We start from the raw sequence: 17,560 nt of genomic DNA, 5'->3' as shown, positions 1-17,560 counted from the left end.
CGACGGGCCCGGGAGAGTTAACACGACCCGGAGCGAAGCCTCCGGCAGTGATCGTCGTCGCAACTAGCGATTTCGAGGTGTACCACGGCGTCGTCAACGAGCTTCGCGACCGGAGTGTCGATTTTACGACGATCGAACCGGACGACGAACTGCCCGAGACTGCGGACGCGGTCATCACCGACGCCGAGACCGCCGAGTCCATCGAGGAGTTCGAGACGGTGGTCGCGACGCCGGGCGAGCCACGTCGCGCAGTCGAGGAGGCCCTGGCACTGTTGCGCGAGGCAGGTGGTCGGCTCGTCGTCGGTATCGATCCCGGCACGAAGCCGGGTGTCGCTGTACTCGTCGGCGAACTCATCGTCAGTGCGTATCACGTCCCGCTGAACGATGCCGTCGAGACCGTCCGTGGAGAGATCGAGTGTGCGACGGACCCGCTTGTCCGGATCGGTGACGGTGCGCGGCTGGAAGGCGCGCGAATCGTGGACGAACTCGACGTCCCGGTCGAACTCGTCGACGAGACCGGGACGACGCCATACGTCGGGACGGGTGCCCGGGGGATGGGCGACGTGCTCGCCGCGGTGAACATCGCCCGAATCGAGGGCGAACTCGTCGAGAGCCGGGAGTTCGAACCGACCGACGGCGAACTACAGGTGATCAAGAACCGTTCGCGCGAGCGCTCCGAAAAGAACCGGAGTATCGACGAGACGCTGGCGCGACGCGTGGCTGCCGGAGAGCTAACGCTCGACGAAGCGCTCAACGAACATCGAGAAACCGAATGACCGGTCGGTCAGGCGACGTCGGGACTGCCCTGCCGGAGCGATTCACTGCCCGTTCTGTGCTCTACCTCGCGCGTATGACAGACAGTACAGCGGTATTCGACGAGTTTCGTCGTCTCGTCGTCCAGACTCATCCGCGTTCCACACCGCGGGCAGTCGGGCATCATAATACCTAATATTCTTTGATGAACCTTATACTTTGCGTCGATGGTCAGTTCTTCGTGTGACCTCCGACCGAGAACCGATACGTGAGCCGGCCATCCCCATCTCAGAGCGAATACAGCCGAACGCTGAAGAACTCCCGTACCGCGTTCTCCAGGGCCGGTTCGGGATCTCCGGATGCGTCGACGGCGGCGGTCGCAGCGGCGTCGACGTCCGCTTCGAGTCGGTCGATAGCCTCCGCGTCGCCGAGCAGGAACAGTTCCGACGCCGATCGGTCCTCGATCTTCGAACGACATTTGTCCAGATGCCGGCGCACCTGCTCGTCCCGTAATCGCTCGAATCGGGCCTGCGAGTAGCCGCCCTTCGAGTGGTCGCCCTTCACGTCGGTCCGGAAGCCCGACAGCGAAACCTGCTCGTCGCCCGTGTACTCCGCAATCGCGAACAGGTCTGCACGGACGAGTGCCACCGCATACCGTCCGGTCGGGCGGAACCACTCGCGATTCAGGTCGACGCTGTCGTCCCACCTCTCGAACGGGGCCGGCTGGATCGGCGGCCGAAGCGCGACGCTCAACAGGCCCTCGTCGTCCGTGACCGCCAGACAGGGGCAGCTCGTTCGACGAGCGCGGTCCGGTCGCCGAACGCGTCACGCGTTGCCGACGAGGCGTGACCCTCGACCATCGCGGTGAAGACGCCCTCCTCGCCAGTCTCGAAGCTCTCCAGCCTGTCGAGGACGCCGTCGAGCCGTCGGCCGCGAACGTCATCGACCGCGCGAAAGGAAAGTTCCTGCTCGTCGTCCCGCAGTCGCTCGACCGTATCTTCGAGCTGTGTCACCTTGTCTTCGAGCTGATTGACTCGCTCCTGAGCATCCTGCCGGTCGCTAACGGCGTCAGCACGGCGGTTTTCGGCCGCTTCGAGCTGTTCCCGAAGCCGATCACGCTCCTCTTCGGTCTCCGCGAGGCTCGCCTCAGCTCCTCGATGCGCGCTTTCAGTCCGGCACGCCCGAGCAGGGTGTCGATCATAGAAGGGACAGTGCACGGCGCACACTTTTACGTTCCGACGGACGGCCACGGACCTCGGAACCACTACACGATCGATTCGGCCGGATCCTCGGCTTCCTGTAGATAGCTCTCTCCCCATTCGATCATTGATTCGATTACCGGTTCCAGTGATGCCCCGTGCTCTGTCAGTTCGTACTCGACGCGGAACGGTGTCTCATTGATCACTCGTCGGTTCAGGAGTCGCTTGTCTTCCATGTCTTCTAGACTCTCCGAAAGGACTTTCGAGGAGATACCGTCTACGTTTCGCTGGAGGGCGTTGAAACCGAGCGGCCCGTTCTCCAGTAGACTGTGGACGATTACGGGATGCCACTTCTTGCCGATAATGGCGGCCGTCGACTCCATGGGGCACCATTCTTCCCCGTCACACCGGGTAGGAAGAACGGAACTCGGTTGGCTCATACTCGCAGTTATGGCCGTTCACTCTAAAACATGGCGAGTGAGGTCGCTGGATCCGACACAGATTCGGCGTCTTCGGCATTGCGAGCCTTGGAACCCGGACTGTGGGCAACAAATATCAACGCCATTACATTCAAGTGCGATCAGTTTCACGTAGCGGTATGTCCGATTTTGGAGCGGACGAGCTGTCGCTCGAATCCGAGGACGCCTCCGAAGGCACGTCAGGTACGGCTCGATCCAGTGAGGAGAACAGCACGCCACGAACGATACTGGCCGGTCTCTGTATCGCTCTTGGACTCTTTCACCTGGTCCCGGAGTACACGCCCAGCCTGTACGATTCCATCGCAACCACCTTCGAGTTCACCTGGATCCTCACCGTCAGACCGTTCGCTGACCTGGGCGTGTGGGCTGGGCTGTGGACCTGGGAGACATCCCGCGCGTTCGTCTGGGCGTACGCGATCGGTCTCGTCGGTCTCGGCGTGGTCACACACGCCCGCCTGTCGGACGGTGTCGCCCGGGATGCGACCGTGTTTTTCGGTGGGAATCTGGTGACCTACTGGCTGCTTCTCCTGTTCTGGGACGAATGGGGCTCGTTCGGCCAGTTCCTCACGGGCGATATCCTCTACACCGGTCTGAGCATCGCCCTGATCGGCATGTTCGTCGCCTGGATCGATACGTAGCGACTCAGCCCGATGCTTTCCAGATCGTTGCGACCGGAAAATACCGTCGACGGTTACGCGTGAATCCGCGTCACTGGACTTGCGTTCCGGGGGCGGCGTCCTCGTGCGTGGTCAACAGATCGGCCTGATCGCCTGCCGCGAGCACCATCCCATCGCTCTCGACGCCGAACAACTCGGCCTGTTCCAGGTTCGCCATCACGATCACTTTCGTGCCCGGTAGCTCGTCGATGTCGTGTAGCTGTTTGAGGCCGGCAACGATCTGACGTGTCTCCACACCGATGTCGACCTCGAGACGGACCAGTTCGTCCGCACCCTCGATCGCCTCGGCGCTCTCGATCCGCCCGACGCGCATGTCGAGGTTCTGGAACTCGTCGAAACCGATCCGGTCGTCCAGAACGGGATCGAGGTCGGGAGCCGCGGCGTCGTCGCTCTCCTCGTCCTCGGCGTCGTCTCCTGCCGCTTCGACGCGTGCTTCGAGCTTTTTGTTGAGTTCCTCGACGCGTTCGTCTTCGATCTTGCCGAACAGTTCGGAGGGTTCCTCGAACGTTCGCGGCGGAGCGGCAAGCGCGGCTTCGAGTTCCGTATCAGCAACCTCGCCCTCCTCGCCCAGTTGCTCCCAGACCTCCGCGGCCTTGCCGGGTGCGATGGGATCGAACAGGACGGCGCTCGCTTTGGCGATCTGGACGCAGTCGCGGATGACCTGTGCCGCCTCGGCGGGGTCGTCGTCGACGAGGTTCCACGGCTCGTTGCGCTGGATGTACTCGTTGCCGAACTTCGTCAGTTCGAGCGTTGCGGAGGCGACGCCCCGTAGCGAGTAGTCGTTGACGCCAGTGCGGAACGCCTCGATGGCGTCGCCGATGCGTTCCTCGACCTCCGACGAGACCTCCGTCTCGGGCGTCCCCTCGTAGTTCCGGTACGCAAAGAGGAGGCTCCGATAGAGGAAGTTCCCGACGTTGCCGACGAGTTCGCCGTTCACTTTCTCCTGGAACGCGTCCCACGAGAAGTCGACGTCCTGCTGGAGGCCACCGGTCGTCATCAGGTAGTATCGCAGGAGGTCGGGGTGGAACCCCTCGTCGAGATACTCTTTCGCCCAGACGGCACGGTTCCGACTCGTTGAGAGCCCCTTCCCGTTGATCGTGATGAAGCCCGTCGCGGCGATGCCCCGCGGTGCGGTGTAGCCCGCCCCTTCGAGCATCGCGGGCCAGAAGATGGCGTGGTGCTGGATGATGTCGCGACCGATCACGTGGACGATCTCTCCGCCGGAAGAGCGCAGCTCTTCCGAGCCTCCGCTCGCTTCGCTCGCGGAGATCTCTTCTGTCCATACCTCTTCCCAGTCGTACTCGTCCGCACCCACGCGCTCGGTGTACTGCTTGGTCGAGGAGATATACTCGATCGGCGCGTCCACCCAGACGTAGAGGACGAGGTCGTCGTCGCCCCCTTCGACGGTGCCACCGTCTCCGTTTCGTTCCGGAGCATCGGTGTCCGGGTAGTCGATCCCCCAGTCCATATCCCGGGTGATACACCAGTCCTGGAGGCCGTCCTCGATCCACTGACGCGGCTGGTTCCGTGCGTTCGAGGTCCCTTCGAGGCCGTCGAGGAAGTCGGTGAGGTAATCGGCGAACTCCGAGACCTCGAAGAACTTGTGGGTGCGCTCGCGGTACTCGGCGGGGTTACCGGTGATCGAACTCTGCGGGTCCTCGACCTCACCCGGTTCGAGGTGGCGCTGACAGCCCTCGTCACACTCGTCGCCGCGCGCTTTCTCCCCGCAGTACGGGCAGGTGCCGACGACATAGCGGTCCGGCAGGTACTGGTCGGCGTCGGGGTCGTAGGCGACCTGGATCTCCTTCTCGTAGACGTAGCCCTCCTCGTCGAGCGTCCGGACGATCTCCTGCGTCAACTCGGTGTTCGTCTCGTCGTGGGTGTGGCCGTAGTTGTCGAAGTCGACGTTGAACTTGGGGAACGTCTCCTCGTACTGTTCGTGCCACTCCAGCGCGAACTCCTCGGGGTCGACGCCTTCCTTCTCGGCGTTGACCGCGACCGGCGTGCCGTGCATGTCCGATCCGCAGACGTAGGCCGACTGCTGGCCCAGCGTTTGTAGGCTTCGGTTGAACGCGTCCGCGCCGATGTACCCGCGCAGGTGACCGATATGCAGGTCGCCGTTGGCGTACGGTAGCCCACAGGTCACCACCGCAGGTCGGTCCGTCGGGAACTCCTCCTTGCTCATACTACCCCATCTCGGCTTGCGGGAGTAAAACCCGCTGGTTTCTCTCCGGCCCTGCCCCCTCTCACGACACCGTTGGCCTCTTGTTGCGGCCATACTACGATGGCGGTGGGAGTCGTCCAATCGACCGGACCGCAACAGGGAGTTCGCCGGCCCCCGGTCGACGTTACCCACGAGGAGTAGCGTTCGGTACGTATCGAACTGATACCCGAGTGTAAACGGACGCAAGGTGTCCATACCGCTATGTCCGCTCGGTCGGAAGTAGGATCATCGTACTCGCGACTGGGTACGCTGAGATGCCATGAATACCGAAACCAGAGATGACGACTACCGATCCGGCCGAACCGAACTCTCTACGGAGGACATCTTCGACCTGTTGAGCGTTACCAGGCGTCGACACGCCCTGAGCTACCTCGCCGAGACTGTCGGGACGACCACTCTCAACGACCTCTCCGATGCGCTGGCGACTGCGGAGGGAAACGTCGACGAGACGCATCGACGACGGATCGTTATCGGCCTCTATCACAGCCATCTTCCGAAACTCGCTGCTGCGGGCGTCGTTCGCTACGACGCCTCGGCGGATCGCATCGAACTGTTGCCGGCCGCCGACAGACTAACGCCCTATCTCGACCGTGATGGCGATGCTCAAGCGGTCTGACGTTGCCGCCGTTTCTTGCGGTCGGCGTTTTTCTCCGATCGGTACTGTCGCTGACTACAAACCGTCTACCGGTAGTATCGGGTTACCGACACGCCAGCAAGGACTCGCTATCGACGATGTGCGCCGCTACGCTGGTCATGTATCGTAGAATGTGGTTTCGTATCGCAGTATGATGTTTATACTTTGTCTGGATGCCACCGCTCCTTCGAGCTAAATACGCTGCCGGAAAGCATACCTGTTGTTATCGTATATGCGCTTTTCAGACACTAATACGGGCTTTTTCGGCAGTATCGCGTAGAAACTCCGCCCTCTGCGTAGCCCTCAGGAGTTCGTCCGGGCTGGCGCTCGCAGTGCGTCCACGTCGCTGATGAACTCGCTCAACATCTCACGAGTGACGTGGGGCATACAGACCACCCGTAGCTCTCCGGTGCTCGTCCGGGAGATCCGCCACCCCCTGTCGCGCAGTCCGGCGAAGAGCCCCTCTGGGAGGTCGACCGCGATCAGCGGGAGCGTCGGCGAGATGGCGTCGAACCCCCGCTCCTCGAAGGCGGCGGCCAGCCACTCCGCGTTCGCCATGGCGCGGTCGTACTGCTCGCGGTAGCCGTCCGGCCAGAGTTCGTCCATCACGGCAACGGCACTGGCGACGCCTGCACCGCTTCGCGTCCCCGTCAGCGTGGCCTGATCGGTCGACTCCAGATACGGCGTGTCGATTGCCAGCGCGTCGAGGACGTCCGTCGACGACGTGAGAAATCCACCCGCGGGAACCGCGGCCTGACCCATCTTGTGTGGGTCGATGGTCATCGTATCGATCGGTACCTGATCGAAGCGCCAGTCGTAGTCGGTAAACGGAAGGGCGAACCCGCCCCACGCCGCGTCGACGTGGAACAATGCACCGACCTCTCGGGCGATCTCACTCAGTCCCGCGAGCGGATCGATCCGTCCGTATTCGGTCGTTCCGGCGACGCCGACGACCAGCGCCGTGTCCTCGTCGACCAGCGATCGGACGCCGTCGAGATCAGCCCGGAACTCGTCGCCTACCGGCGCGGTCCGGAGTTCGACGTTGAGGACGCCCGCGGCCTTCTTGAAACTGAAGTGCCCGCTCTCGGGGACGACGACGTTTGGCTCGGCAGTCACGGCCAGGTTCCGGGCCGCCCGCACGGCCTGGATGTTGGCTTCCGTGCCGCCACTCGCGATGTATCCCCGTGGCTCGCTGAGCCCGGTTATCTCACCGAGTATCGCTATCGCTCGCTCTTCCAGGTCGGCCACTGACTGGTAGGTGTCCGGATCGCCGGGGTTCGTGGCGAGAAACCGCTCTGCCGCCTCGCGTGCGGCCGGGTGCGGCGTCGTACACATCGAAGAGAGGACCCGACTGAAATCCTGCGGCTCTGCTCGCATTGACACCAATGACGGGCGTCACCCGTTTAGTGATTGTGTTTGCAGAAGGGGGCCGGCGTATCGTCGTCGCTCGCGGGTCGTTTCGTACCGATCTCGCGGGAACACGAGGGACTCACTGCGTTCGCCCCTCTGGCTCCCGCTCGACAGTAGCGTCGTCGCCTACGGCGACAGACGCTGCCGATCTCGCGGGAACAGTACCGCTTCCCGAATGTTATTGAGATCGAGCATCGTCATGACGACGCGCTCGACGCCGTAGGCCCACCCGGCGTGGGGCGGCATCCCGTAGCGGAACATCTTCGTGTAGTACTCGAACTGGCTGGGATCGAGACCCTGCTGCTCGAAGCCTTCTTCGAGCGGCTCGAAGCGGTGTTCACGCTGACCGCCGGAGACCAGTTCCATGCGCGGGTGCATCAGGTCGAAGCCCTTCGAGAGTTCGGGGTCGTCGTCGTAGTCCTGGATGTAGAACGGCTTGATCTCGCTGGGCCAGTCGGTGATGAAGTAGTGGCCGCCCATCTCCTCGCCAAGCGTCTTCTCGGCCTCTGTCGAGAGGTCGTCGCCCCAGACGAGCTGTTCGTCGAGTTCGCCCGTCGCGTTGATGCGTTCGAGCGCCTCCTCGTAGGTGAGTCGGGGGAAGTCCTCTTCGGGAGCCCCGAACTCGTCGTAGCCGAGCAGTTCGAGCTGCTTCTGGCAGTTCTCCTCGACGGCCTGATAGGCGGCGTGCAGCGTGCCCTCACAGACGTCCATTGCCTCGTTGTGGTCGATGAAGGCCGACTCGAAGTCGATCATCGTCGCCTCGTTGAGGTGTCGCGGCGTGTTGTGCTCCTCGGCACGGAAGATCGGGCCGATCTCGAAGACGCGTTCGAGGCCGGAACCGACCATCAGCTGCTTGAACAGCTGTGGCGACTGGTTCATGAATGCCTCCTGACCGAAGTAGGTGACCGGGAACAGCTCGGTGCCGCCCTCAGTCCCTGTGGCGACGATCTTCGGCGTGTTGATCTCGGTGCCGCCGACCGAGCGGAAGTACTCGCGGACCGCGCGAAGGATCTCGGCGCGGATCTCGAAGATGGCTTTCACCTCGGGCTTGCGGACGTCGAGGGTTCGGTTGTCCAGCCGCGTCGAGAGATCTGCATCGACTTTCCCGGAGGGATCGAGCGGTAGTTCGGGGTCGGCCTCGGAGATAATTTCGATCGACTCGGGGACGATCTCGACGTCTGTCGGTGCACGCGGCTCCTCCTCGACACTCCCGGTCACGCTTACGACGCTCTCGCGGGAGACGTCCAATCCGGTCTCGACGAGGTCGTCGTCCATCTCGTCTTTCTCGAATTTGACCTGGATCTTTCCGCTCGTGTCGCGCACGATGAGGAATGCGATGCCACCGAGGTCGCGGAGCTCGTGTGCCCACCCGGCGACGGTGACGGTATCGCCCGGTTCGGCGTCCGCTGTGTACGTTCGGTCTTCCATACCCTCGATTTTCGCCGCCGAGCCTTAAACTGCGTCGGTTCGTTTCGGAGGCGACGAGCGGTCCCGCATCGGCGGTTATATAGCTTTTATCGCTATACGCAATCAGCGCTCGCCGGTGGTTTTTGACGAGTCCGGACCGTATCATCCCGTATGACGCAGATACGCGTAGCGAGCGCAGAGGACGCCGAACGGATCCTCGTGCTTCAGTAAGAGACCAGTTCGAGTGAGTCCGCTGCCCGGAGTCGTTCAGCGTTCCGTGACCTGTTTGATCGCCCACTTGTGGAGGTGGCCGAAGGCCGGGAACAGCGCTTCGGCTTTCTCCGTCGGCTCGTAGACGACCCGCGGCGGGACCTCGTCGTATGAGGTCCGTGAGAGGAACCCCGCCTCGGTTAGCTCCGAGAGCCGTGTCGAGAGCGTGTTCGGCGGGACATCGAGGGTCGACTGGAGTTCGGAAAACCGGAGCGCTTCCTCCGAAATCGCGAACTCGCTCAGGACCGCCATGGCATGGGCTTTTCCGAGGAGCCCGAGCAGGTCGCCGACTGTCTCCTCGACGGCCGCTCGCTCGCGCTCAGAGAGCGACGCTCGGAGCGCCTCGACGTCCTCGCCCCTGCTACGGGGTGGTTCGCGATCCATCGGCGGCCCGTTGTTCTCGCTCATACGCGGTGCAACGAGGTACTGTTTCTAATACTTTTGTTTTCTGAACTATGGAAGGGATCCCGGCTTCGAGGCCAGCACCGTGATACTTCAGAAGTTGTAAGTTTATCACTTCGAAGAGTATAGTCGGTGTATGACCACGATACGTCCTGCCCTTCGAACGGTCGCCGACCGAGCGGCATACGCGATCAGTCTGGCCGTCGCTGGCAACCTGCTGTTACTCGTGCTGGCGTCCGTGACGGTCGGCTGGTTCGGGCCGCTCTCACTCGTTCCGGTCGTGCTCGTCTCGACGGCCGCCGGGATCGGTGCGGCGGTGACGTACTCGGTATTAGCGTGGCGACTGGAGGACCCGGACCGGCCGTTCCTCGGTATCGCTGTGGTCGTGCTTTTGCTCTCCGCTCTCGTGCTTCAGTTCGCGTCGACGCTCGATGGCGCGACGACGGGGCGGTTGATCGCGCTCGGACTGGCTCACGTCATTGCGGCGGTCGGCTGTGTCGTCGCGCTCGTCGATCGGGTCAGAAACCTCTGAAAAGAGCGGTCAGGCGTCCTGTGCGCCACGCACCGTCTCGGCGACCGCCTCGGCCCCCTCGTTGTGGACGAGGTCGCCGACGACGACGACATCGCTATACTGGCCGAGTTCGTGCGCCGACTCGTAGTCGTGGACGCCGCCACCGTAGAACAGGGTGGCCTCGTCGAGGGCGTCGTGGGCCGCACCGACGACTTCAGGATCGCCGAGCGTGCCCGAGTATTCGACGTAAACGATCTCCTGGCCGAACAGCCGTTCGGCGACGCTGGCGTAGGCGGCCACGTCGTCGGGTGTCAGATCACAGTCGGCCTCGGTGTACGTGGCGACGGCCGAGTCGGGGTTCATCACGATATACGCCTCGGTCGTGATCCGGTCCCAGGGCAGGTCGTCCTCGATCCGCGTCCACTCCTTGTGGGCGCCCGCGAGCCAGAACGGGTTCTGTGTGTTGAACACCGTCGGGATGAGATAGCCATCCAGTGCGTCGTCGTTGACGGCGACTTCCGGCGCACTCGGTTCGAGATACAGCGGTACGTCGTAGGTCGCACAGGCCTCGATGACCCGTTCCATCTTGTCTGTCGTCATCCCGGTGGTCCCGCCGATCTCGATCGCGTCAGTGCCGGTCGCCAGCACGTCTTCGTAGGTTTCCCCTCCGGTAACGTCTTGTCGGGATCGATCTTCACGATGTGGTCCCACTCGGCCCAGGGAGCAGTCATACCCGAATCAATCCAACGAAGCGACTAAAACCCCTTCGGAATGTAGCCCCTGACTTCCGAATCTCTTTTGAGGCGAGGCTTGCTATCTCGCCTCGATGGAGGTACTGATCGTCGGCGCGGGTGCGATGGGCCGCTGGATCGGCGGGACCGTCGATGCCACGCCCGTCTTCACGGATCTCGACGAGGCCGCCGCAGCGGCCGCAGTGGAGGCTGTCGGCGGCCGCACCGCCGCGCCGGACGAGCAGTACGAGGTCGTCTGTATCGCCGTTCCGATGTCCGCCGCCGAGGCCACGATTGCGACGTACGCGGATCGGGCGACTGCGGCGATCATCGACGTTACGGGCGCAATGGCGGGGGCGGTCGATGCGATGCGCACCCACGCCCCGGAGCTCGAACGCATCAGTTTCCACCCGCTGTTCGCGCCGGAGAACGCCCCGGGCAACGTGGCCGTCGTCTCCGACAACGCCGGGCCGGTCACCGACGAACTGCGGGCGGCGCTCGCGGCGGCGGGCAACGATCTGTTCGAGACAACCCCGAAAGAACACGACGAGGCGATGAACAGTGTGCAGGCCAGCGCACATGCAGCAGTGCTCGCGTACGCGCTGGCGACCGACGACGTTCCCGATCGGTTCCAGACGCCGGTGTCGGGCGGGCAGAAGAACTGGTCGAGCAGGTGACGGGCAACACGCCGGCGGTCTACGCCGAAATCCAGTCGACGTTCGACGGTGCAGAGGACGTCGCGGCGGCGGCCCGCCGGATCGCCGAGGCGGACGACGAGGCGTTCGAGCGACTCTACCGGGCCGCAGAGAGGACTACTACTGATGACTGACGACGAACGAACGGCGATCCGCGAGAACGCGAAGTATCTCCGACAGGTGCGACCGATCGATCCCGAGGAGATCTACGAGTACATAGAGAGCCAGCCACATCCCGCGGTCGTGCGCCAAACCCTCCGCGAGGAGGCGGTCGACCTCGGCCTCGTCGAGACCGACGACGGCACGTTCGTGCCGGTCGAGGAGGAGCCAGTGACGACCGAGGTCCGACGCATCGACCGGTTCCCCGAGCAGTACGGGCAACGGCTCGAAGACTTGCTGACCGAAGAGTACGGCCGGGACTGGCCCACGGGCGAGTCCGGCGAGATCCTTCGAGACCGGATCCGGAAGCTCAAAGACGCCTACTACCGCCAGAACCCAGTCGAGTACGGTTACGAGGCGGCGCTGGCGTACGCGATCTATCACCTGCCGGACTACTACGCGGTCGTCCAGTACGCGCTCTCGGACCTGATCGACCGTCGATTGCTACCCCGAACGCTCAGAGTACTAGATGTCGGAGCGGGCGTTGGCGGCCCCGCGCTGGGACTCTGTGATCTACTCCCCGACGACGCGCTGGTCGAGTATCACGCGGTCGAACCAAGCGAGGCCGAGACGGTGCTTTCCTCGATGCTCGACGCGACGGGGCGGAACGTCCACACGGAGATTCACTCCGAGCAGGCGGAGTCGTTCGACCCGCCGGGCGAGTTCGACCTGATACTCTTCGGCAACGTGCTCAGCGAACTGTCGGATCCGACGGCAGTTGCGACGCGGTATCTGGACGCCCTCGCGCCGGATGGATCGATGGTCGCGCTGGCGCCCGCCGACAGGAACACCAGCACGGAACTGCGGGAAGTGGAACGCGCTCTCGCCGACGATCCGACGGGACCTGGTGCGACGGTCTACTCGCCGACGATCCGACTCTGGCCCGACGAATCGCCCACCGATCGGGGCTGGTCGTTCGACGTCAAACCCGACCTCGCGGTGCCGTCGTTCCAGCAGCGCATCGAAGACGCCGCGACCGACCCCGACCATCATCAGGGCGAGTTCGTCAACGTGGACGTGCAGTTCTCCCACTCGATCCTCAGAACCGACGGGAAACGGCGACTGGAGGCAACGCCCGACCCAGACCGCTGGGCCAAGATGGCAGAGATGGAAGCGCACGTCTCGAACCGGATCGATCTGCTGGCGCTCAAACTCAGTCACTCGCTCTCCGAGGGTGACGCCAATCCGCTATTCAAGATCAGCGATGGGAGCGAGTCGGTCGAACACTACGCCGTCCTGACGCGGGAGACGTCGCTCAACCGGAACCTCGTCGATGCCGAGTACGGGGACCTGCTGGCGTTCGAGTCGGTGCTGGCGCTCTGGAACGACGACGAAGGCGCATACAATCTGGTCGTCGATGGCGAGACGGTTGTCGACGCGATGGTTGCGTGATACTCAACAACATGAAGGTTTTGATTATTATCGCTATTCGTGAGGTATAACCGCTCGCTCTGCCCGATGGGATTTCCATACCAAAGCTATTATATAGGAGTGCTCGCAAGTCATACGAAAGGAATCACCCGGGATTTTTCCAGGGTTACCTGCCCGGTTAGCATCCGCCTTCGCACCAATGACTGAATCAAACACCCGCACGCGAACGCGCGACCGAGAACAGGAACAAGAACAGGAAAGCAACGACGAGGGGCTTGCCTGTCCAGAATGTAGCGGCCAGCTCATCAACGACGAGGAACACGGCGAGACCGTCTGTACTGACTGTGGACTCGTCGTCGAGGAGGACTCGGTCGACCGTGGCCCCGAGTGGCGCGCGTTCGACGCGCAGGAGAAAAACCAGAAGTCCCGCGTTGGTGCGCCGACGACGAACACGATGCACGACAAAGGGCTCTCGACGAACATCGACTGGCGCGACAAGGACGCGTACGGCAACTCCCTCGGGTCGCGGCAGCGCGAGAAGATGCAGCGGCTTCGCAAATGGAACGAGCGCTTCCGCACTCGTGACAGCAAAGAGCGCAACCTCAAGCAGGCACTCGGCGAAATCGACCGGATGGCCAGCGCGCTCGGCCTGCCCAGCAACGTCCGCGAGACGGCCAGCGTCATCTACCGCCGCGCCCTCAACGAGGACCTCCTCCCCGGCCGTTCCATCGAAGGCGTCTCGACGGCCTGTGTCTACGCCGCCGCCCGTCAGGCCGGCGTCCCCCGCAGTCTCGACGAGATTGCGGAAGTCAGCCGCGTCGAGAAAAACGAAGTCGCCCGGACCTACCGCTACGTGGTACGCGAACTCGGCCTCGAAGTCCAACCGGCGGACCCCGAGAGCTACGTGCCGCGGTTTGCCTCCGGCCTCGGTCTCTCCGACGAGTCCGAGCACCGCGCCCGCAAGCTTCTGCAGAACGCCAAAGAGAAAGGCGTCCACAGCGGCAAGTCGCCGGTCGGTCTCGCCGCCGCCGCAGTGTACGCCGCTGCACTGCTGACCAACGAGAAGACGACCCAGGCCGCAGTCAGCGAGGTCGCCGACATCTCCGAAGTCACGATCCGTAACCGCTACCACGAACTCCTCGAAGCCGAAGAGAGCCTCGGTCTCGCCTGATCTGTCATCGGTTTTACGTTCTCTCCCTCTCGAGCGACAGCGCCCGTATCAGGCTTGTCAACGTGTAACGCACCTTTTTTGTTCCCCCTTCCGTGTCCGTAGACATGAACTTCGATTCGTTCGTGCTCGCGGCCTCGACCGCGAGCCTCGACGACGAACCAGTTGCCCGCGACCACGCCGATGCCGTCGAGTTCCGGATGGATCTCGCTGCCGATCCAGTGCCGGCGCTCCACGAATACGACGGCGAACTCCCGATTATCGCGACCAACCGCGCCGAGTGGGAGGGCGGCGAGGCACCCGAAAACGGACGTCTCGAAACGCTCGCGACGGCCGCAGAGCTACCAGCAGTCGAGGCAATCGACGTGGAACTGAACAGCCTGGAGACGGAGCAGGGCAAAGAGACCGCGGCCAGTGCCCGGGCCGAAGACGTGTCCGTCATCGCGTCGACCCACGACTTCGAGCGCACGCCCTCGGCGGCCGACCTCCGAAAACTCCTCCGACGGGCGACGAATCGCGGTGACGTCGGCAAGCTGCCGTCACCGCACGGAGCACCCGAGACGTACTCGACCTCCTCGGGGCGACAGAGGCGTTCAGCGCACGGGGAGAGACCGTCGCGACGATGGCGATGGGTGAGCAGGGTCGACACTCCCGCGCTGTTGCGCCCGTCTACGGCTCTGCGATAGGCTACGCACCCGTCGACCCTGCGGACGCGACTGCGCCCGGACAGTACGATCTGTCAACACTCCGACGGCTCGTCGACGACCTCCGAGCAGAGGAGTAACCGCTGGCTCGCTGTCGACAGTCTAATGAGTCCACGGTAGCTAACCTGAGCAAAGGTCATGATCCGGAAACGTCCGCTGATCGCTGTCCTGCTTGCGTTTGTCTACCCCGGTCTGGGGCACGCGTACCTCCGTCGCTGGCTCCGCGCCCTCCTCTGGTTCGGTCTAGTCGTTTCCGCAGTCGTGTTCATTATTCCGAACGCTGCGTTCGAGTCCGCCGACACGGTGCTCGGTGGTGCCCAGGCCGTTGCTCAACAGCTCAGTTTCGGCGAGTCGCTTGCGCTCTCGTCCATCCTGTTTTTCAACGTCCTCGACGCCTACGTCCTCGCGGCGTACGTCGACCGGCCGACAGCCACTGAGGACGACGTCGCGGCGTCCTGTCCCTACTGTGGGAAGGAACTCGACGAGGACCTCACGTTCTGTCACTGGTGTACGACAGAACTCGAACAGCTAGACGAAACCGAGGGAACGAAGAACGCGGACCCGACCGGCGAGGCGGACGGCGCAGGGAACGTCTGACAGTCCCGACCGTTACTTTTCGATAATCTTTTCGTCGACGGCTTCCCCGAAGTGCCGAGCCGTATCTTCGTGGTAGAGCATGATCTCGTCACCGGCTTCCAGGTCGGTGACGGCCTTGCGGCCCTCGTTCGTCGCGACTTTCACCGTCTCGGCGTTCTGGATCAGCGTCTCGATCCGGTCGCCGTTGTCGAGCTCCGCTTCGAGGCGGAACATCGGGCGCTGTTCTATCTTCACGCGTCCGACGACTGCCTCGCGGGTGTTGCCGTCGGTGTCGACGACCTGTACCTCGTCGCCGCTTTTGAGTTCAGAGAGATATTTCGTGCCGCCGTCGGGCGTTCGGATGTAGGCGTGGACCGCACCAGCGTTGACGCGGAACGGCCGGGAAGCGACGTACGGCGACTCGGCCGTCTCGGCGTGGACGAAGACGAGACCACGTGACATCGACCCGATCAACATCCCCTCGTCGTGTTCGAGCAGTGAGCCGGTGTCGACGCAGACGCGGTCGGCGCTACCGGCGCGTTCGATGGTCCGCACTTCAGCCTGAGTGAGATCGAGCGTCTCGCGTTCGGCCTCGTCGCGGACCTCGACCGTCGAGCGGATCTCGTCGGGATTGTCGCTGTCGAGCAGGACGGCATCCGCACCGATCTCCAGGGTCTCGTAGGCCGTCTGTGCCTCCTCGGCGCTGGTGACGCCGGCGATCAACGTCGTCTCGTCGCCGATCCGCGCGATGAGGTTCTCCAGCGGAATGATCGACCAGTTCTCGCTGACGATCATCGTGTAGTCGGCCTCGTCGGCGGCGGCCTCGGCGAACGCTTCGTAGTCCTCGTCGAAGATACGAACGTACGCGCCGTCAGCGCGGTTGTCCTCGCGCCGGAGCGTCGAGAGGTCGGCCGAGCCGGAGAAGTCGCTCGGAAGGTCTACTGTCCCGTCGCCCTCGCCGTCTTTGCCGACGATGTAGGCATCGGCATCGGCGGCTTCCTGTTCGGACTCAGCGTCGTCGATGACGTCGACGTCGCCGCCGGTGCGAAAGGCCGCCACGTTGACGTCGCCGAGCTCTCGTACCTTCGCGACGTCGTCCTCGTCGACGAGTATCCAGTCGACGCCGGACTCCAGGCCCGCCGTGATCCGCTTGCGCCGCTGATCCCAGTCGCCGACGGAGTCGTCGGCCTTCAGCCAGACTTCGCGTGTCATGTCCCAACGCTCGCAGCGGTCCGGCTTGAACGTGGCGGAAGCGGGCAGGGCCCCCGCCGCCACGGTCGAACTCGTTGCTGGAGGGACCACGTGGACCCGGCGGATAGTGTCCGCAGGAGAGAGCGCGGCGGCGAGGACAAAACGTCAGGCTTCGACAGCGAGGTCAGCCCGGTCGAGCGCTTCTTCGGTCGAGCAGTCGTCGTGGATGACCGCGCTGACCGCGGTCGTGATCGCTTCCGGATCGTCGTGCTGGAAGATCGACCGACCCATCGAGACGCCGTCCGCGCCGGCGTCCATCGCGCCGCGGACCATCTCGACGGTCCCGCGGTCGGTGCCGGGGCTTCCGCCGGCGATGACGACCGGCAGGCTGGTCGAACTCGTCACGTGGGCGAAACTCGCTGCGTCGCCGCTGTAGGCGGTCTTGACGACGTCGGCACCGGCCTCCTCGGCGAGGCGGGCCGCATGGCCCAGATACTCGGCGTTGTGTTCCGGATCGTCGCCTTCGAGATGCTCGCCGCGGGCGTAGGCCATCGCCAGGACCGGGACGCCGAGACGGTCGGCCTCGTCGGTCACTTCCGCCAGATCGGCTAGCTGTTCGCGCTCGTACTTGCTGCCGACGTTGATGTGATAGGAGACGGCGTCGGCACCGACGCGGACCGCTTCCTCGACCGTCCCGGTGCGGCGCTTGTCGTTCGAGTCCGGGCCGATAGCCGTCGAGGCGTTCAGATGGATGATGTAGCCCGCACCGTTTTTGTGCTCGTGGACCCGTGGAGCGAGCCCTTTCTGCGTGAGGACGGCGTCCGCGCCGCCGCTCGTGATCCCGTCGATCGTCGATTCGATATCTTTGAGTCCCGTTACTGCGCCCAGTGTGATCCCGTGATCCATCGGGACGATGAGGTATTTCCCTCCTGTCCCGATACGCTGGAGTCGTGCGATCGTTCCCGTATTCATAGTATGTGAGTCTGTGGCAACCGTAGG

Annotated in this window: 15 protein-coding genes and 4 pseudogenes; 9 read left to right on the top strand and 10 right to left on the bottom strand. The window is 63.6% G+C overall.

All coding sequences use genetic code 11. The annotated features are described in order from the left end of the window. Window positions 1-47 precede the first annotated feature (47 nt). The gene (locus ACFQH2_RS14850; RefSeq protein WP_377054915.1) at window positions 48-776 is read left to right on the top strand and encodes a hypothetical protein; all 729 of its coding nucleotides are present in this window, start codon (window positions 48-50) and stop codon (window positions 774-776) included. Between the two features lie 8 nt (window positions 777-784). On the opposite strand, the gene ACFQH2_RS14845 is transcribed toward ACFQH2_RS14850, so the two are convergent. The 3 genes and pseudogenes from ACFQH2_RS14845 to ACFQH2_RS14835 all read right to left on the bottom strand — a co-directional run bounded on the left by ACFQH2_RS14845 (window position 785) and on the right by ACFQH2_RS14835 (window position 2,392). Further along, a complete protein-coding gene (locus tag ACFQH2_RS14845) occupies window positions 785-940 on the bottom strand; it encodes a hypothetical protein (protein WP_377054913.1) in 156 nt (51 codons plus the stop codon). Window positions 941-1,041: 101 nt separating this feature from the next. Further along, a pseudogene (locus ACFQH2_RS14840) lies at window positions 1,042-1,954 on the bottom strand (Vms1/Ankzf1 family peptidyl-tRNA hydrolase). A gap of 63 nt (window positions 1,955-2,017) precedes the next feature. Continuing rightward, a complete protein-coding gene (locus ACFQH2_RS14835; protein WP_377054909.1) occupies window positions 2,018-2,392 on the bottom strand; it encodes a winged helix-turn-helix transcriptional regulator in 375 nt (124 codons plus the stop codon). A gap of 158 nt (window positions 2,393-2,550) precedes the next feature. On the opposite strand from ACFQH2_RS14835, the gene ACFQH2_RS14830 reads away from it, so the two are divergent. Next, entirely contained in the window at window positions 2,551-3,069 is a 519-nt protein-coding gene (locus ACFQH2_RS14830; RefSeq protein ID WP_377054907.1) for a hypothetical protein, read from the top strand. Between the two features lie 70 nt (window positions 3,070-3,139). Here the strand turns inward: ACFQH2_RS14830 and metG are convergent, their stop codons facing one another. Then, on the bottom strand, window positions 3,140-5,293 hold the full coding sequence (gene metG, locus ACFQH2_RS14825; RefSeq protein WP_377054905.1) for a methionine--tRNA ligase: 2,154 nt from the start codon (window positions 5,291-5,293) through the stop codon (window positions 3,140-3,142). Between the two features lie 298 nt (window positions 5,294-5,591). Between metG and ACFQH2_RS14820 the strand changes: the two genes are divergently transcribed. Further along, entirely contained in the window at window positions 5,592-5,948 is a 357-nt protein-coding gene (locus ACFQH2_RS14820; protein ID WP_377054903.1) for a DUF7344 domain-containing protein, read from the top strand. 321 nt (window positions 5,949-6,269) lie between these two features. Here ACFQH2_RS14820 and mfnA read toward each other — a convergent pair whose 3' ends face one another. From mfnA to ACFQH2_RS14805, 3 genes are all read right to left on the bottom strand, one after another. Then, the gene (gene mfnA, locus ACFQH2_RS14815; RefSeq protein WP_377054901.1) at window positions 6,270-7,343 is read right to left on the bottom strand and encodes a tyrosine decarboxylase MfnA; all 1,074 of its coding nucleotides are present in this window, start codon (window positions 7,341-7,343) and stop codon (window positions 6,270-6,272) included. Between the two features lie 159 nt (window positions 7,344-7,502). Then, window positions 7,503-8,804 carry an aspartate--tRNA(Asn) ligase gene (aspS, locus tag ACFQH2_RS14810; protein ID WP_377054899.1) on the bottom strand — a complete coding sequence of 434 codons (1,302 nt, stop codon included), beginning with the start codon at window positions 8,802-8,804 and terminating at the stop codon, window positions 7,503-7,505. A 246-nt stretch (window positions 8,805-9,050) separates the two neighbouring features. After that, a complete protein-coding gene (locus ACFQH2_RS14805; RefSeq protein WP_377054897.1) occupies window positions 9,051-9,461 on the bottom strand; it encodes a winged helix-turn-helix transcriptional regulator in 411 nt (136 codons plus the stop codon). A gap of 130 nt (window positions 9,462-9,591) precedes the next feature. Between ACFQH2_RS14805 and ACFQH2_RS14800 the strand changes: the two genes are divergently transcribed. Beyond that, a complete protein-coding gene (locus ACFQH2_RS14800; RefSeq protein ID WP_377054895.1) occupies window positions 9,592-9,987 on the top strand; it encodes a hypothetical protein in 396 nt (131 codons plus the stop codon). A gap of 9 nt (window positions 9,988-9,996) precedes the next feature. Here the strand turns inward: ACFQH2_RS14800 and ACFQH2_RS14795 are convergent. Next, window positions 9,997-10,697 (bottom strand): annotated as a pseudogene (locus tag ACFQH2_RS14795) (phosphoglycerol geranylgeranyltransferase). Window positions 10,698-10,792: 95 nt separating this feature from the next. On the opposite strand from ACFQH2_RS14795, the pseudogene ACFQH2_RS14790 reads away from it, so the two are divergent. The 5 genes and pseudogenes from ACFQH2_RS14790 to ACFQH2_RS14770 all read left to right on the top strand — a co-directional run bounded on the left by ACFQH2_RS14790 (window position 10,793) and on the right by ACFQH2_RS14770 (window position 15,391). Further along, window positions 10,793-11,526 (top strand): annotated as a pseudogene (locus tag ACFQH2_RS14790) (prephenate dehydrogenase). Next, a complete protein-coding gene (locus ACFQH2_RS14785; RefSeq protein ID WP_377054889.1) occupies window positions 11,519-12,943 on the top strand; it encodes a small ribosomal subunit Rsm22 family protein in 1,425 nt (474 codons plus the stop codon). The pseudogene ACFQH2_RS14790 and the gene ACFQH2_RS14785 overlap by 8 nt, the downstream one beginning before the upstream one ends. A 178-nt stretch (window positions 12,944-13,121) precedes the next feature. After that, a complete protein-coding gene (locus ACFQH2_RS14780) occupies window positions 13,122-14,093 on the top strand; it encodes a transcription initiation factor IIB (RefSeq protein ID WP_377054887.1) in 972 nt (323 codons plus the stop codon). 104 nt (window positions 14,094-14,197) lie between these two features. Further along, window positions 14,198-14,874, top strand: a pseudogene (locus ACFQH2_RS14775) (type I 3-dehydroquinate dehydratase). Window positions 14,875-14,932: 58 nt separating this feature from the next. After that, window positions 14,933-15,391 (top strand): DUF6677 family protein, encoded by a 459-nt coding sequence (locus ACFQH2_RS14770; RefSeq protein ID WP_377054883.1) that lies wholly within the window; start codon window positions 14,933-14,935, stop codon window positions 15,389-15,391. A 12-nt stretch (window positions 15,392-15,403) separates the two neighbouring features. Here ACFQH2_RS14770 and ACFQH2_RS14765 read toward each other — a convergent pair whose 3' ends face one another. After that, window positions 15,404-16,582 carry a 3-dehydroquinate synthase II gene (locus ACFQH2_RS14765; RefSeq protein WP_377054881.1) on the bottom strand — a complete coding sequence of 393 codons (1,179 nt, stop codon included), beginning with the start codon at window positions 16,580-16,582 and terminating at the stop codon, window positions 15,404-15,406. Window positions 16,583-16,726: 144 nt separating this feature from the next. Next, window positions 16,727-17,533 carry a 2-amino-3,7-dideoxy-D-threo-hept-6-ulosonate synthase gene (locus tag ACFQH2_RS14760; RefSeq protein WP_377054879.1) on the bottom strand — a complete coding sequence of 269 codons (807 nt, stop codon included), beginning with the start codon at window positions 17,531-17,533 and terminating at the stop codon, window positions 16,727-16,729. Between the last annotated feature and the right edge of the window lie 27 nt (window positions 17,534-17,560).

The organism is Natronoarchaeum sp. GCM10025703, from assembly GCF_042661985.1.
GTDB lineage: Archaea > Halobacteriota > Halobacteria > Halobacteriales > Natronoarchaeaceae > Natranaeroarchaeum.
This window is presented reverse-complemented; position numbering and strand designations above follow the sequence as displayed.

Excerpts from the sequence above, each read along its gene's own strand:
- ACFQH2_RS14845 (WP_377054913.1), bottom strand. The coding sequence starts at position 940 with ATGATGCCCGACTGCCCGCGGTGTGGAACGCGGATGAGTCTGGACGAC.
- ACFQH2_RS14835 (WP_377054909.1), bottom strand. The coding sequence starts at position 2,392 with ATGAGCCAACCGAGTTCCGTTCTTCCTACCCGGTGTGACGGGGAAGAA.
- ACFQH2_RS14830 (WP_377054907.1), top strand. The coding sequence starts at position 2,551 with ATGTCCGATTTTGGAGCGGACGAGCTGTCGCTCGAATCCGAGGACGCC.
- metG (WP_377054905.1), bottom strand. The coding sequence starts at position 5,293 with ATGAGCAAGGAGGAGTTCCCGACGGACCGACCTGCGGTGGTGACCTGT.
- ACFQH2_RS14820 (WP_377054903.1), top strand. The coding sequence starts at position 5,592 with ATGAATACCGAAACCAGAGATGACGACTACCGATCCGGCCGAACCGAA.
- mfnA (WP_377054901.1), bottom strand. The coding sequence starts at position 7,343 with ATGCGAGCAGAGCCGCAGGATTTCAGTCGGGTCCTCTCTTCGATGTGT.
- aspS (WP_377054899.1), bottom strand. The coding sequence starts at position 8,804 with ATGGAAGACCGAACGTACACAGCGGACGCCGAACCGGGCGATACCGTC.
- ACFQH2_RS14805 (WP_377054897.1), bottom strand. The coding sequence starts at position 9,461 with ATGAGCGAGAACAACGGGCCGCCGATGGATCGCGAACCACCCCGTAGC.
- ACFQH2_RS14800 (WP_377054895.1), top strand. The coding sequence starts at position 9,592 with ATGACCACGATACGTCCTGCCCTTCGAACGGTCGCCGACCGAGCGGCA.
- ACFQH2_RS14785 (WP_377054889.1), top strand. The coding sequence starts at position 11,519 with ATGACTGACGACGAACGAACGGCGATCCGCGAGAACGCGAAGTATCTC.
- ACFQH2_RS14780 (WP_377054887.1), top strand. The coding sequence starts at position 13,122 with ATGACTGAATCAAACACCCGCACGCGAACGCGCGACCGAGAACAGGAA.
- ACFQH2_RS14770 (WP_377054883.1), top strand. The coding sequence starts at position 14,933 with ATGATCCGGAAACGTCCGCTGATCGCTGTCCTGCTTGCGTTTGTCTAC.
- ACFQH2_RS14765 (WP_377054881.1), bottom strand. The coding sequence starts at position 16,582 with ATGACACGCGAAGTCTGGCTGAAGGCCGACGACTCCGTCGGCGACTGG.
- ACFQH2_RS14760 (WP_377054879.1), bottom strand. The coding sequence starts at position 17,533 with ATGAATACGGGAACGATCGCACGACTCCAGCGTATCGGGACAGGAGGG.